Source organism: Marinifilum fragile, assembly GCF_963677365.1.
Taxonomy (GTDB): Bacteria; Bacteroidota; Bacteroidia; order Bacteroidales; family Marinifilaceae; genus Marinifilum; species Marinifilum fragile.
On the sequence record NZ_OY781962.1, the window covers coordinates 346,366 to 362,019 of the forward strand.

A 15,654-nucleotide genomic window follows, 5' to 3' on the forward strand; every position below is an offset into this window, starting at 1 on the left:
TATAGACAGATGAATTTAAAACCAATTATTTTTGCTGCAGTTAGGGTAATTCTTTATGCCATTCCTGTAGTAGCATCAGCATTAATCATTAAAAGCGATGCAGGTATTCTTATCGATGGGGGAAAATTTGGTGAAGGTTCCCAAACCGAATGGATGCAGCAATTGTATTTGTTGCTAACCAGTATAATGTTTATTTTGGCAGGGATCCGTTCCAGAGGACATCAAGCCATTTCCTATTTATTTGGTGGTGGTGCTTTGGTAGCCTTAATTCGTGAGTTCGATGTTTATTTCGATAATATATATCACGGAGCCTGGTTCCCATTTGCATTGTTTGTGATGCTGATTTCCATCTTTTTGGTGTATCGCAAACGCCAGCAAATTTGGGAAAACCTTGAGGAGTTTTTTACAACCCCGGCATTCGGAACCTTTATTGCAGGTTTTTTAAGTGTATTTGTTTTCTCGCGTTTGTTTGGAACCAAGAAAGTATGGCGTGCTTTGTTCGATGTTGATAAGTTGGAACCAGTGCAACGTTGGGTAAAAAATGCAGTTGAAGAGGGAAGTGAGTTGTTTGGATACACCTTGCTTTTTATTGCAGCAATTGAGTTTTTCGTGTATGTTTCGAAAAAGCTGAAAGAATAAGATCTTTATGGATCAAAATAAATTAAAGTGCATCATTTGGTGCACTTTTTTATTGCTATAAAATTCTCTATATAGCACTTTTGATAGCAGATTACATGGCAATGATGTTATGAGAGATTATTTCACAATCAGGAATGCTCTTCATTTGAATGAAGAATTCATTTTCCTAAAAAAGCAACTCCTGAATTGGTTTAGGAGATCATTTTCTCAAAAAAGAAGCTCCTGAATTGGTTCAGGAGATCGTTTTCTCAAAAAAGAAGCTCCTCAATTGGTTGAGGAGATCATTTTCTCAAAAAAGAAGCTCCTCAATTGGTTTAGGAAATCATTTTCTCAAAAAAGAAGCTCCTAAATTGGTTTAGGAAATCATTTTCTCAAAAAAAAAGCCACTCAAAAAATGAATGGCTTTAAAATACTGTAGTAGAATTTAATCAATCACACCCGAACCAATTAATTCACCTTTATCGTACCAGGCAGCAAACTGTCCTGAAACAACGGCACGTTGTGGTTCATCGAAATGTATGTACAATCCTTCTTCTTTAAAATGAATGGTCCCACCTTGTAAAGGTTGGCGGTAACGAATTCTGATATCGTATCTTCTTTCACAATTTTCGGTCGGACGCAAATCTTCGCGAATAAAGTGAATGTCTTCGTTAGGAATAAACAAAGCCTTGCGCATTAGCAGTGGATGTTCGTGTCCCATTCCCACGTAAACAATGTTTTCCTTTACATCGGTACCAATTACAAATAGAGGTTCTGCTTTTCCACCAACATTTAGTCCTTTACGCTGACCTACGGTAAAAAAGTGAGCTCCATTGTGGGTTCCCACTTCTTCTCCCATTTCAGGAGAAAATTGATAGGGTTGAGCAATTTCTTTTAAATCCTCTGACTGAGGAATGATATCTTTTGCCTTATCAGCTGATATTTCGATAATTCTCCCTTTTTTCGCTTTTAGTTTTTGCTGAAGAAAAACAGGCAAATCAACTTTACCCACAAAGCAGATTCCTTGAGAATCTTTCTTCTCGGCGGATGCCAATTTTTCTCTTCGGGCAATTTCTCTTACTTCAGGTTTTTCAATATGTCCGATTGGAAACATCGCCTTCGACAATTGCTCCTGCGATAGTTGACACAGGAAGTAAGACTGGTCTTTGTTATTGTCTACACCAGCAATTAAACGGTAAATTTCCTTGCCATCTTTAACAATGGTTTCTTTCTGGCAATAATGTCCAGTTGCAACGTAATCGGCACCTAATTCCAATGCCTTCTTTAGAAAAACATCGAATTTAATTTCACGATTACACAATACATCAGGATTAGGAGTTTTCCCTTTTTCATATTCGGCAAACATGTAATCAATTACTTGTGCGCGATATTCGGTACTTAAATCCACAAAGTGGAAAGGAATATCCAGTTTTTTTGCTACCATTTGAGCAAACAAAACATCCTCTTCAAAAGGGCATTCTTCCGATTTTAATCCGACTGTATCATTCCAGTTTTGCATAAAAAGTGCTTCCACTTCATAACCTTGCTCTTTAAGCAAATAAGCAGCAACACTTGAATCTACTCCTCCCGACAGTCCGATTACAACTTTTTTCTTCATTAAATAAAATCTCCTTGTTTTTTCAAGGAGCAAAAGTATTCATTTTTTACAGAAGTGGCAAGCAATCAAATTTTAAGCAGATGTTAATGTATATAATACATCTGCCTTACATGATTATTAGCAGGTACTCGTTGAATAACAACTATGATTGATTGGCTTAAAGGTCTTTAATTCTTTTGGATGTCATTTATTTGTAATGAGATAGAATAAATTAAAACTTCTTTATAGAAAATTTTGAATCCTTCATTGTAATTTTCGATTATAAAAATTCTTATGAATTTTTTTTGATCAACAAATTGCTTTAAATTCGTTTGTAAATTAAAGCTTGATAAAGCTCTCTATTGACTAACTAATAAACAAAGCTAAAATTTAACACATGAAGAAACTTGGTTTAACACTTCTTGCTGCAATGATTTGTTTTATTGCAATATCTCAAGAAAAACAAGATACATCCTACTGGAAAAAAGGAGGGATGATTTCGATATCATTTTCACAAACATCTTTAACAAACTGGTCTGGTGGTGGCGACAATGCTATTTCTACAAACTCTCAATTAAATTTGTTTGCCAATTATAACAAAGGAAAAAACAGTTGGGAGAACAAATTGAATATGGAGTATGGATTGGTAAAGCAAGGCGACGAAGGAGTTCGTAAGAGTATCGATAAACTGGAATACTTTACCAAGTACGGTTATAAAAATGGTGGACATTGGTACTATACAGCTCTTTTTGATTTTAAGACTCAGTTTGCCAAAGGTTACAATTACAGTGGTGAAGAGGGAGTGGAAGATGTGAAAATTTCGAATTTTCTTGCTCCTGCTTACATGAACCTATCAGTCGGTATGGATTACAAACCAAGTGATGTTTTTTCTGCATACATTTCACCAGTTACTGGAAAAATGACTGTGGTAAATGATGATGATCTTTCAGATAGAGGTGCTTTTGGTGTTGATCCGGGTGATAAATTTAGAAGTGAGTTTGGTGCGTTTTCCAAATTGTCATTGAATAAAGATATCATGGAAAATGTAAATCTAAAAAGTACTCTGGATTTATTTACTAGCTATTCGGATAGCTTTGGGAACATTGATGTGACTTGGGAAGTATTGTTGAATATGAAAGTTAATAGTTTCCTTACGGCAACGGTAAACACTTCGCTAGTTTACGATGATGATATTGATTATTACGATGTAGGAGGAAATAATAGAGGTCCTAGAATTCAATTTAAAGAGATTATCGGAGTAGGTTTGGCTTACAAGTTTTAATTGAATTGATATAAAATACAAGCGGGAGACAATCAGTCTTCCGCTTTTTTTGTACTCTCACCTGCCCCTTTGAACTAAAATAACGCCAGTTTTTTCTTCAACAAACTGGAAATAGTGATACAACTTGTAATTGACATCAAAACCATAATCCACGAAAGGATCGTAGTAAATATGATTCTCGAAATATGGATGTCCTTGTGAATGTTTAATGTTCCACTCTATAACATACCTTTGATTCCAATTTTTATAATAGGTATTGGAGTGTGCCGTAGCTGGCATATTTCGTGTTGCAAACCAGTTTTCGAAACCAACATCTAAAATTAATAACTCGTATTCTGTGCTATCTGTAGGTTCTTTTGTTGCAAGCTCAGTGGTATCATCATTTACAATTTCAGGTTGATTGAATGAAGTGTATGAACTGCAAGCCGCTAATGCAAAGAAAGCAACTAGAATAAATAATAAATGTTTCATAGTTCATTCGTTTTAATGTTAAAAGAACATCTATAGTATTGATTGAATCAATATTGACAGAGACTATATTATAGAAACGTTGTGAAAAGCAAAAAGTTACGAGTGATGAAAGGTAGTTGTTGTGAGAATTTACAATTCCTGATTATTTTACTGAAAAGATTATTTGTATTTTCGGCATAAAGCAATTTTAAATGTCACAACTTAATATATATAGAGCTTCAGCAGGCTCAGGAAAAACGTATACTCTTACTGGTGAGTTTTTAAGCATCGTATTTAACGATCCTTTAAGTTATAAGAATATTTTAGCGGTTACTTTTACAAATAAGGCCACCGATGAAATGAAGTCGAGAATTTTAAAAGAGATTCATATTATCTCATCAGGGAAAAAATCGCCATACGAAAAGCAATTGTGTGAGGCAAATCAGCTGAATTCGGAAGAATTGAGAAGGAGAGCGAATGAGATTTTGAATCGATTGCTTCATGATTATTCAAGATTCTCAGTAACTACTATTGATAGTTTTTTTCAAAAGGTTGTGCGTTCGTTTACTCGCGAGATTGGTTTGCAAATGGGGTACAATATCGAGCTGGATCAAAACTCTGTTTTGAGTGATGTTGTGGATCATTTGTTGCAAGATGTTGATAAAGATGCACAGTTGAGAAACTGGCTTTCTTCTTTTGCAGAATCGAAAATCAGAGATGGAAAAACCTGGAATTTTAAGCAGGATATTTTAACTCTCGGAAGTGAAGTGTTCAAGGAGGATTTTCAAAACTTCTCGAGTAACTTGATTGATAAATTATCAGATAAAAAGTTTCTGAGTTCTTACCGAAAAATCCTGAATGAGATTAAGGAGGAGTTTGAACAATTTTTTGCTTTAAAAGGGGAAGAGGCAACAAGAATAATGGAGAGTCACTCTTTAGGTGTTTCCGATTTTTCATATGGCAAAACAGGAGTAGCAGGCTATTTGGAAGGACTAGTAAAAGGAGGGAAGTATGAGCCTGGCGCGAGGGCCAGAGCCGCAGTTGATACTCCTCAGAAATGGGTTGCAGGGAAAGCTGGAAAAGAAACTAAAATGGCTGTTGAAGCGGCTGTTTCATCAGGTTTAAATGATATTCTCAAAGCTGTAGTGAATCATTACGATGAGCAATCGATGTTGTACAATTCAACCGAAAAGACATTAAGCTATATATATACTTTAGGAATTCTTACAGACCTTTCGAAGAAAGTTCGTGTGTATTCCGAAGAGGAAAATATTTTTCTTTTATCAGATGCGAGTAGGTTGTTAAGAGATATTATTGGAAACAACGATTCCCCATTTATTTACGAGAAAATAGGTAATGTCTATAAGCACTTCATGATTGATGAGTTTCAGGATACATCATCTATGCAATGGGATAATTTCAGGCCTTTGGTGGGAAACTCTTTGGCTGAAGATCAACATTCTCTTGTTGTGGGAGATGTAAAGCAGTCGATTTACCGATGGAGAAATGGAGATTGGAAATTGCTGGCGAATCAGCTGGATACAGACTTTAGTGCTTATGGAGTGAATGGTTTAAGCTTAAATTACAATTGGAGAAGTAGCAAGAATGTCATTGATTTTAACAATGCAACTTTTGCCCTAGGAGCTCAAATCATGCAAAATCACTACAATGAATCTATTCCTGTCGAGATTTCTGATCGCATGGAGGATGAGAAACAAAAAATTGTAAGTGCATATCAGGATGTATTTCAGCATATTCCTAACAAGGGAGAAGGAGCATCGGGATATGTTAAAGCACATTTTCTGGAAAAGGAAAATGAATCGGATTGGATTGAACAGGTTTTGGAAGATTTACCTCTTAAAATAGAGGAATTACAAACCAGTGGTTACAAGGCAAGAGACATTTCAATTTTGGTAAGAAATGGTAAAGAAGGAGGCTTGGTAGCCGATACCTTAATGGCTTATCGCGCAAGCGAAAATGCAAAGGAAAATGTCAATTACGATGTTATTTCCAACGACTCCCTTTATCTAAAGAACTCATCAGTGGTTAATTTTCTAGTTCATCTGCTTCATTATTTGGTGTACCCTGATGACAAAATTAACATTGGTTTCCTTAAGCAGGAGTATAGCTTGTATGTTAAAGAATCAGTGAGTACAAGTACTGATGATTTGTATGTAATTACCGATGAGGATCAGTTTAATTCTATTTTCCCACAGGAATTTCAAGATCATATTGGAGAGCTAAAACGCCAACCATTATACGATTTAACCGAGAAGTTGATTAAGATATTTGGCTTGAATCAAAATTCAGAGGATTATCCTTTCCTGGAAGCATTTCAGGATTTGGTTTTAGGCTTTACAAAAAGTGATTCTCCAGATTTAAATTCGTTTGTACAATATTGGGAGGAGAGAAAAGACAAAGAGGTGATTTCAGTATCAGATGAACAGGATGCCATCCGAATCATGACGATTCATAAATCTAAAGGTTTGGAATTTAAAGCTGTAATATTGCCTTTTGCAAATTGGGATTTGGATAATACTCGACATACCAATATTTTATGGTGCCAGCCTAAAGTTGAAGGATTTGATATTTTAGATGTATTGCCAGTTCGCTACAGCAGTTCATTACGCGAAACAATATATTATCAGGAATATTTTGAGGAGAAGCTGCAGTCATACATTGATAATCTGAATTTATTGTATGTGGCTCAAACCAGAGCGGAAGAGGTGTTTATCAGTTATTCACCAATAAATAAAAATAAGGAGCTAAAAACAGTAGCTGACCTATTGCAATTTGTTTTTAAAGAAGCAAGTGAGTTTTCAACCGATTTTTATGGAGATAAAATTGTAGCTCTGGGTGAGTTTTGGAATGAAGAGGATCAATGTTTCGAGATGGGGAAATTGCCAAGTCAAGAAACTAAAGCAATCCCAACTCTAAAAGAAAAGTCAATAGAATACCCGGCCTCGTTATTGGATGACAGGTTAAAATTAAGATCTCATTCTTCAGACTATTTTGACTTTTCCGAAGCCGAATCAGTGGAGTCTTTTTCACCGGTGAGCAGGGGGAATATTTTACATCAGCTTTTCCAATTAATAGAGTACTCAGAAGACTTGGACCAAGCTGTTGCGCAATTGCAATTTGAAGGGAAGTTAGATGAAAAACAAGCAGCCGAAGTGCTGGAGTTTGCAAAAATATTGCTGGCTGATGATCGGGTTTCGAAATGGTTTTCCAAAGATTGGGAAGTTGTAAATGAGAGAGATATTCTAAAAGGGAATGGAGAAATATATCGTCCTGATAGGGTAATTCGAAATGGAAAAAATGCCATTGTGATTGATTACAAGTTCGGGAAAAAGAAATTAAAATCTCATGAAAAGCAAGTTGCGGTATATAAAAAACTTGTTGAATCCTTAGGTTTCGATCAGGTTGAAGGATATGTGTTGTATGGGAAATTATCTGAAATAGTAAGTGTTTAGTTTTATTTATGATAATTTTAGTTAACTTGTGAAGCCAACTAACCAACTAACATTTACATGAAAAAATTAATTCTTTTATTCCTTGTGGCTATCATGTTTAGCTCCTGCGATCTAATTGTTTCAGCAGTTGATTCAATTAAGACAATTAGTCGAGAAACAAAAAAACAGGAAGAAGTAAAAAAGGAAAACGAAGTAACGTACAAACAACCTAAAAATGGTGTCAAGAAATACAAGTACGATAATGGGAATATTAAATCCATTGTAACTTTTAAGGATGGCAAAAAGGTTGGTGTAAGTAATACGTTTTATAAAAGTGGAGAAAAACAGTACGATATCCCTTACGTGAAAGGAAAAAAACATGGTAAGGTGATTTGGTATTATAAAGATGGGAAAGTATATAGAGAAACGGATTATAAATTTGGTAAGAAGGATGGATACCAGAGGAAATATTGGGAATCCGGAAATTTAAAATCCGAAATGGTTTTTAAGGAGAATATGCTTTCTACAGGCTTAAAGGAAATCGATAATTCCAATAAAGTAAAAACTACTCCCAAAATTATTGTAGATAAGATTGATAGAGTAGCAATAGCCAACGAGTACATTTTAAGGTTTAGATTAAGCAACGGCAGAAATAAGGTAGTTTACTACATTGGTGAATTGATAGAGGGAAAATATTTTCCTGCAGACGGCAAGGGGTTTATGGAACTGCCATCTAAAAATGGTATTGCAGAGTACAAATTCAAAGTTAACAAGGGATCTCAGCTAATAAAGGATGTGAAACTAATTGCCATTGAATCTACAGCTTATAAAAATAAAAGAGTATTATCGGTAAGTGAACCAATATCGGTACGAAATCCCCAATAGAATAAATTTTGATGATAAGCTCCGAAAAGGGAGCTTATTTTGTTTTCAATCAGATTACTTTTTTAATATTGCTCCAACACTACTTACGTATTCGGGAATGATATTTTCCGTAGACCACTTTAATTCATGTTGAAACAAATCTGTGAGTATTTTTCCTACGTTAAATCCGAAAGCAACCAGGTTATAGCGCATTTTATCAGGGAAATAACATGGCTTTCCCTTGATTATTGAGCAGGTAGCACAAATTTCACAACTATTGGCTGCTATAATTTTACCATCAAGGGGTTCATTTATACGAAGATAGTTTTGTAGCTCTTCTTTGGTAAAATTATATGCCTCAAGTGAACATTCTTCTTGAGGGAGAAAATCAAATTGTTTTGTTGAAGTTACAAATAGGAACAATTGGATTTTTGAATAAGATTTTGAGTAATCTACGAAATTTGGACAGTTGGGCGGACAAGTCCATTTGCTATTGTGGTTTGGACAAGCATTTCTACAATGCGAATTAAACTCCTCTTTGTTTAGAAAAGGTAATATTTCCGATTTTCGAATTTCCAATACCTTTCTTGTAATTTCGATTTTCTGATTTTTAAAATGCTTAACAATTGTATCTGCCTTAACCTCTATCATTGTAATATTCAATTTATCACAAAAGTATAATAATTGATCTCGTAAAAATAGCTTGTATAACATTTGTGCAAAGGTGTGGTAAAGACATTCGTACCTGAAGGTATTTTTGTATATTCGTATCTTAAATTGTACCCAAAAATATATCTATGCTCTCACTGGATGCGATCATTGTATTAATCGTATTGGTTTTTATTCTTATTTCCTTCTATAAAGAATGGATTGGCCCTGCCTTTACATTTTTAATAGGAGTGGTGGTTTTAGGGATAAGTGGGATTTTAACACCTTCAGAAATTCTTAGTGGTTTTGCCAACGATCAGGTTGTTGTAATCCTAATGTTACTTCTTATTGGTGATATCATTAGAGATTTGGGCATTGTTGAAACTTTGTTCGATAAAGTATTTCAACGAGCGAATGGCTACAAAGCTTTTATGGCCAGAATGATGCTTTTGGTGGGAGGATTTTCGGCATTTTTAAACAATACTCCGTTGGTTGCTGTAATGATGCCATACGTGCATAGTTGGAGCAAGCGAAACAATATTTCTCCCTCAAAATTACTAATTCCACTTTCGTATGCAGCCATTTTGGGAGGTTGCATAACTCTTATCGGAACTTCAACAAACCTAATTGTAAACGGTATGGTGAAAGACCAAACCATTGTTACAGGTCTGGAATCATTAAGCATGTTTAGTTTTGCTTATGTAGGTTTGCCAATGATGTTTATTGGGGCAATTTACCTTTTGTATGTAAGTAAAAAACTGCTTCCTGATAAAGAGGATATTTTAGGAGATTTTTCGGAAAATACAAGGAAATATATTGTAGAGGCACACGTTAAACCCAATTCGGATTTGATTGGAAAATCTATTGAAGAAGCAGACCTAAGAAACTTAAAGGGACTTTATCTTTTTCAAATCAATAGAGGAGGCGTAAGAGTTGCAGCGGTTTCGCATGAATTTAGATTAGAAGAAGGAGATCGACTTTTATTTGCTGGTGATACGGAAACCATTGCGGATTTGGTGCTGCCAAATTCAGGTTTAACTCTGCCAACGGTTGGTATGCTTACACATAAGAAGCATATCGAGGTTGTGGAGATTGTAATCTCTCACAATTCAACACTAATTTCAAAAACCGTAAAAGAGGCTAATTTTAGAGGCCAATTCGATGCTGCTGTAATTGGGATCCATAGAAATGGAGGCAGAGTAAGTGGAAAAATAGGAGAGGTGAAGCTACGTGCTGGTGACGTTTTGTTGTTGCTTGGTGGTGACGACTTTGTTGAAAGAACACATCGTATTCAAGATTTCTACTTTATTTCCAAAGTAAAAGAATTCAGAAAGCAAGAAGGATATAAAATTGGATTATTGCTGGGAGGTACAGTAGTGGCAGTAATATTATCAGCATTAAATATAGTACCACTTTTTATGACATTGATTGTAATGATCATTGTAATTTTGGGCTTGAAGATATCTAATCCTAAGGATATTGCCAGAATGGTAGATTTTAACTTAGCACTGATTATATCACTCTCTTTGGCTTTTGGAACAGCTATGATAAAATCAGGATTGGCAGAGATTATTGCCGATTTGTTGATCTCTGTATTTCTTCCGTTGGGTAAAGTAGGTGTGCTGTTTGGTATATATTTAATTACCTCTGTTTTGGCTGCCTATATTACCAATAAAGCGGCTGTAGCAATTGTTTTCCCAATTTCGTTAACAATGGCCTTAAGTTTGCATTTAGATCCCGAGCCATTTGTTCTAATTGTGGCTTTTGCAGCTGCAGCTAACTTTATGACTCCTATTGGATATCAAACGAATATTATGGTCTACGGTCCGGGTGGTTATTCGTTTAAAGATTTCTTCAAAATAGGATTTCCCCTAACAATCATTTACATGATTGTTACAGTTTTGATTCTGTCATACATTTATTTTTATTAATAGATAAGCGCATAGTACAAAGTAATCATTACGACAATCTATTCATGAATTTCAGTAAAAGAAAAAAGCTTTTGGTAGAAGCTATATCGGCTTCATTATTGGCAGGTAAAGAAATCCTTAAAGTGTATCAATCAGAAGATTTCGAGGTGCAATTAAAATCGGATAATACACCCTTAACCATTGCTGACCAAAGAGCTCATCACGCCATTATTTCTGTTATTGATAATTTGGGAATTCCTATTTTAAGCGAGGAAGGAGAGCACTTAAATTATGAAGAGAGGCAGAAATGGGAACAATGTTGGATTGTTGATCCACTTGACGGAACAAAAGAATTCATAAAGAGAAATGATGAGTTTACGGTGAACATTGCACTAATTGATGATGAAACTCCAGTTGCCGGAGTGATTTACGTTCCTGTATATGAGCAGTTGTATTTTGCAGATATTGAATTAGGTGCTTATCGAGTGGATAAGATACGGGATTGGGATAAAGATTTGGATGTATTGCTCCAAAAATCCCAAAAGCTACCTTTGGAGCAAAATCGTAGCGAAACGCTTATTGTTGGTTCCCGATCGCACATGAATGAAGAAACCAAACAGTTTATTGAGAATTGGAAGCAAGATAAAAAAGAGGTGAAGCTGATTTCGAAAGGAAGTTCACTGAAACTTTGTATGATTGCTGAAAATGAAGCAGATGTTTATCCTAGGTTTGGTCCAATCATGGAGTGGGATACGGCTGCAGGTCATGCTATTGTAAAAGCTTCAGGTGGTAAAGTATTGCAGTACAATACCAATTTAGAATTAAAATATAACAAGAAGGACTTAATGAATCCGAGTTTTATTTGCACTCGATAGATTCGTTGGGAATTAACCTATAAATCAACCTACAACTAAGAACAAATGAGAAATTTATTAAAAGCTGCATTGGTCTGTTTACTTATGATTCAAGTAACAGCTTATGCGCAAAAAATTCCATTGAAGCATACCGATTATGATGGATGGAAAAACTTAAAGAATCAGCAGATTTCTGACAATGGAGAATGGATAACCTATGAAGTAAATCCACAAAAGGGGGATGGATTTCTTTATCTGTATCAGGTAAAAACGAAACAGTTGGATTCAATTGCCAGAGGCTTTAATGCTGAATTTTCACCAAAATCGGAAATCTTAACTTTTAAAATTAAAGCTCAGTATGATACAGTTCGTCAAGCTAAATTAGACAAAGTTGACAAGAAGGATATGCCAAAAGATTCTATTGGAATTTGGAATTTAAGCAATAAAGAATTGGTGAAACTACCAGAGCTAAAATCCTTCCAAATGCCTAAGGAAAAAGGCGAATGGATGGCTTACTATCTGGATATGCCAAAGGAAGAAAAAGATAGTTTGGCAAAGGATTCAGTAGAAGCTAAAAAGCCAAAGAAAAAGAAAGGTAACGGAAAGATTAAAAAGGGTAAGCTTGTTATCAGGAACTTTGTAAATGATAAGGAATATAACTTTGAAAATGTAACCGATTATGCACTTGCCAGAAATGGAAATGCAGTGAATTTTATTCAGTCGGTTGGCGATAGCATTCAAACCGTATTGGTTAAAACCTTTGATGGAAAAACCGAGAAAGTAAACCAGGTTTTCGAAAAAGAGGGAGAAGCGGATAAAGCGTGCATTTCGGCAAATGGAGATCAGGTTTCCTTTATTTTTTCAGCCGATACAACTAAAAACAAATGTTACGAATTGTATTATGGCGATCTAAAAAACAATAGCAAGCGCATTGTTGATACTTTATCCAGTGAAATTCAAGAGAATTGGACTGTGAGCAAAAATGGAGAAATTTCTTTCTCGCGAGATGGTGAGAAACTATTCTTTGGAGTTGCTCCAAAGCCGGTGAAAGAGGTAAAAGATACTTTGCTGGATGAGGAAAAATATCATGTTGATGTATGGAACTGGAAGGATCCATTGTTGCAGCCACAACAGAAAGTCCAGGCAGAGAAAGAAGAAAAGCGCACATGGATGGCTGTATATCACACCAAAAACAACAAACTGGTTCAGTTGGCTGACAAAGAAATGCGCAATGTTGAGCTTTACGACAAAGGTAATGCTGTATTGTCATTGGGAAGTTCTTCTTTACCGTATCAGCAATTAGCTTCGTGGGACGATTGGTATTCCGATTACTACCTTGTAAACACTAACACAGGTGAAAGAGAATTAATCTTGAAAAAGAAAAATTCAAGTGTGAGAATTTCTCCTGCACAGAAGTATTTATTGTGGTACGAAACGCAAGATAGCATTTGGTATTCTTACCAAGTTGAAAGCAAAAAAACAGTTGCATTAACCCAAAAAATTAATGTGAACTTTTACAGCGAAACCCATGATACTCCAAGCGATCCAAGTCCATATGGATTAGTGGGGTGGACCAAAGGTGATAAAAATGTAATAATAAAAGACCGCTATGATTTGTGGATGATTGATCCTTCAGGAGCTAAGCCAGCAGTAAATCTAACCAATGGTTATGGACGTAGAAATAAGATTCGATTCGATTACGTGAAACTTGATGAGGAAGAGTTATTTGTGGATTTGAAGAAGGATGTTTTGCTTGAGGCATTTCATGAATTCAATAAAAAATCAGGTTATTTTAAATTGCAAAAAGAAGACGATCCTAAAGAGATTTTATTTGAGGATGCCAAACTTAATGGAGTTGAAAAAGCAAAGTCTGCTGAGCAAATCATGTTTAAAAGATCAACTTTCGTTGATTATCCAAACCTTTGGACCAGCAACTTGAGTTTTGCTGATCAAACTCAGGTATCTGATGCAAATCCACAGCAAAAGAATTTTAATTGGGGGAGTGTAGAATTAGTTGATTGGACATCAGGAGATGGTGAAAAACTACAAGGTTTACTTTACAAGCCGGAAGATTTTGATCCGAACAAAAAATATCCAATGTTGGTGTATTTTTACGAAAGAACTTCCGATCGTTTGCATAACTACCATGTACCACAACCCAATTGGTCGATTATTAATCCTAGTTATTGTGTGAGTAACGGCTACCTTATTTTTATGCCGGATATCACGTATCACAAGGTTGGATTTCCTGGAGAATCGGCTTACAGCTCAATTGTTACAGGAACATTGGCAATGATGGATCGTTATGATTTTATCGATAAGGAAAATGTAGCACTTCAGGGACAAAGCTGGGGCGGATACCAAATTGCTTATTTGGTTACCAGAACCGATTTGTACAAATGTGCAATGGCAGGAGCTCCTGTAAGCAATATGACATCAGCTTATGGCGGAATTCGTTGGGGAAGCGGTATGAGTAGAATGTTTCAATACGAGCGTACACAAAGTAGAATTGGAGGAACGCTTTGGAACAGTACTTTGCAGTACATCGAGAATTCTCCAGTGTTCTTTGCCCCAAAAATTAAAACTCCACTTTTAATCATGCACAACGATAACGATGGTGCGGTACCATGGTACCAGGGAATTGAGCTGTTTGTAGCAATGCGTCGTTTGCAGAAACCATGTTGGATGCTTACCTATAACAACGAGGAACATAACCTAAGAAAGCGTCCTAATCGAATGGACTTATCGATTAGAACCATGCAATTCTTCGATTATTATCTGAAAGGAAAGCCAGCTCCGGTTTGGATGACTGATGGTATTCCTGCAGTTAAAAAAGGAAAAATGGATGGTTACGAGTTAAAGAAATAAAACTTGAAATTCAAATATTAAGGATGCGTCTCAGATTTGAGACGCATTTTTTATGCAATAATTTTTTAAGGTGAAATAGGCAAGTTTTTCAATTTGGGGAAGGCAATCTTGAAAAAAAACGCCTTCCCCAACTTGGGGAAAGCGTGAATTGAAAATAGGAAGCCTTTCCCAGCTTGGGAAAATGCAAAATGTATAAAAAGAAAGCTTTCCCTGCTTGGGGAAACTCGAATTTGAAAAAAGAATCCTTCCCCCAGGATGGGGAAGCTTAAAATGGAAAAATATAGCCTTTCCCAAAATGGGGATTAGCCATTAAAAAAACACCTTTATCCTGAGAGAATAAAGGTGTTCATATTAACCCTAATTGTTAGTTAAGTGTGTTGTGTTTGTTTAGCTATTAAATAGCTGATATTATATGAGTATTTGTTGTTGTTTTCAGTGTTATATACTGACAAAGTAAAGGTCTTTCCGATAAAAAACATAGTGTTTTTGTTTAAATAAGTAAAAATTACCGATATTGCCACACTTGAAAGATAAAACTACTTTCATGTTTCCGCAAACGTTATAAATCAGAGTAAAAATTTCTTTTATGGATAAGCTTGATCAAACCGATAAAACGATTCTTAGAATATTGCAAACCGATTCAAAGAAAACAGCCAAAGAGATTGCAAATATGCTGAATTTAACTCCTTCGCCAGTGTATGAGAGAATCAGGAGATTGGAAAATCAGGGGTTCATTAAAAAATACGTGGCAATTCTCGATAAAAAAAGAATTGAGCGAAGTGTGACAGCTATTTGTCAGGTTTCCATGCGTTACCATGATGAGACTTTTATTGATGAATTTGAAGAGCAAATACAGGATTTAAAGGAAGTTCAAGAGTGTTACCACATGGCAGGTCAGGTTGATTTTATTTTAAAAATTCATGTAAAGAGTCTTGAAGAATATCATGAATTTGTTCGGTATAAACTATCTAAAATAAAGAATATTGGAGTACTGAATAGTACATTTGTAATCAAAGAAATAAAGCATAGTTCTGAATATTACATTTAATTTAATTCAAGAATTCTTTTGCCGATTCGATTAAATACTTGACGCGATTTTTATTAACTTAGT

11 protein-coding genes are annotated in these 15,654 nt (G+C 35.3%); 8 read left to right on the top strand and 3 right to left on the bottom strand.

What is annotated here, in order from left to right; all coding sequences use genetic code 11:
- Positions 1-9: 9 nt before the first annotated feature.
- The gene (locus ACKPCA_RS01285) at positions 10-639 is read left to right on the top strand and encodes a type 2 periplasmic-binding domain-containing protein (protein ID WP_321280913.1); all 630 of its coding nucleotides are present in this window, start codon (positions 10-12) and stop codon (positions 637-639) included.
- 424 nt (positions 640-1,063) lie between these two features.
- Here the strand turns inward: ACKPCA_RS01285 and mnmA are convergent, their stop codons facing one another.
- On the bottom strand, positions 1,064-2,236 hold the full coding sequence (gene mnmA / locus ACKPCA_RS01290; RefSeq protein WP_321280915.1) for a tRNA 2-thiouridine(34) synthase MnmA: 1,173 nt from the start codon (positions 2,234-2,236) through the stop codon (positions 1,064-1,066).
- Positions 2,237-2,612: 376 nt separating this feature from the next.
- Here mnmA and ACKPCA_RS01295 point away from each other — a divergent pair, with 376 nt between their 5' ends.
- Entirely contained in the window at positions 2,613-3,497 is an 885-nt protein-coding gene (locus tag ACKPCA_RS01295; RefSeq protein ID WP_321280916.1) for a DUF3078 domain-containing protein, read from the top strand.
- Between the two features lie 57 nt (positions 3,498-3,554).
- On the opposite strand, the gene ACKPCA_RS01300 is transcribed toward ACKPCA_RS01295, so the two are convergent.
- Positions 3,555-3,968, bottom strand: a complete 414-nt coding sequence (locus ACKPCA_RS01300) for a DUF6146 family protein (RefSeq protein WP_054721112.1) — start codon at positions 3,966-3,968, stop codon at positions 3,555-3,557.
- Positions 3,969-4,159: 191 nt separating this feature from the next.
- Between ACKPCA_RS01300 and ACKPCA_RS01305 the strand changes: the two genes are divergently transcribed.
- Complete coding sequence (locus tag ACKPCA_RS01305) at positions 4,160-7,420, top strand: UvrD-helicase domain-containing protein (protein ID WP_321280920.1); 3,261 nt, start codon at positions 4,160-4,162, stop codon at positions 7,418-7,420.
- Positions 7,421-7,477: 57 nt separating this feature from the next.
- Positions 7,478-8,284, top strand: a complete 807-nt coding sequence (locus ACKPCA_RS01310) for a toxin-antitoxin system YwqK family antitoxin (RefSeq protein ID WP_321280922.1) — start codon at positions 7,478-7,480, stop codon at positions 8,282-8,284.
- A gap of 54 nt (positions 8,285-8,338) precedes the next feature.
- On the opposite strand, the gene ACKPCA_RS01315 is transcribed toward ACKPCA_RS01310, so the two are convergent.
- On the bottom strand, positions 8,339-8,914 hold the full coding sequence (locus ACKPCA_RS01315) for a DUF2284 domain-containing protein (protein WP_321280923.1): 576 nt from the start codon (positions 8,912-8,914) through the stop codon (positions 8,339-8,341).
- A gap of 146 nt (positions 8,915-9,060) precedes the next feature.
- On the opposite strand from ACKPCA_RS01315, the gene ACKPCA_RS01320 reads away from it, so the two are divergent.
- The 4 genes from ACKPCA_RS01320 to ACKPCA_RS01335 all read left to right on the top strand — a co-directional run bounded on the left by ACKPCA_RS01320 (position 9,061) and on the right by ACKPCA_RS01335 (position 15,591).
- The gene (locus ACKPCA_RS01320) at positions 9,061-10,842 is read left to right on the top strand and encodes an SLC13 family permease (RefSeq protein WP_321280924.1); all 1,782 of its coding nucleotides are present in this window, start codon (positions 9,061-9,063) and stop codon (positions 10,840-10,842) included.
- A 44-nt stretch (positions 10,843-10,886) separates the two neighbouring features.
- Entirely contained in the window at positions 10,887-11,696 is an 810-nt protein-coding gene (gene cysQ / locus ACKPCA_RS01325) for a 3'(2'),5'-bisphosphate nucleotidase CysQ (protein WP_321280925.1), read from the top strand.
- Between the two features lie 45 nt (positions 11,697-11,741).
- Complete coding sequence (locus tag ACKPCA_RS01330; RefSeq protein WP_321280926.1) at positions 11,742-14,543, top strand: alpha/beta hydrolase family protein; 2,802 nt, start codon at positions 11,742-11,744, stop codon at positions 14,541-14,543.
- Positions 14,544-15,129: 586 nt separating this feature from the next.
- The gene (locus ACKPCA_RS01335; RefSeq protein ID WP_054721118.1) at positions 15,130-15,591 is read left to right on the top strand and encodes an Lrp/AsnC family transcriptional regulator; all 462 of its coding nucleotides are present in this window, start codon (positions 15,130-15,132) and stop codon (positions 15,589-15,591) included.
- The last annotated feature ends 63 nt before the right edge of the window (positions 15,592-15,654 follow it).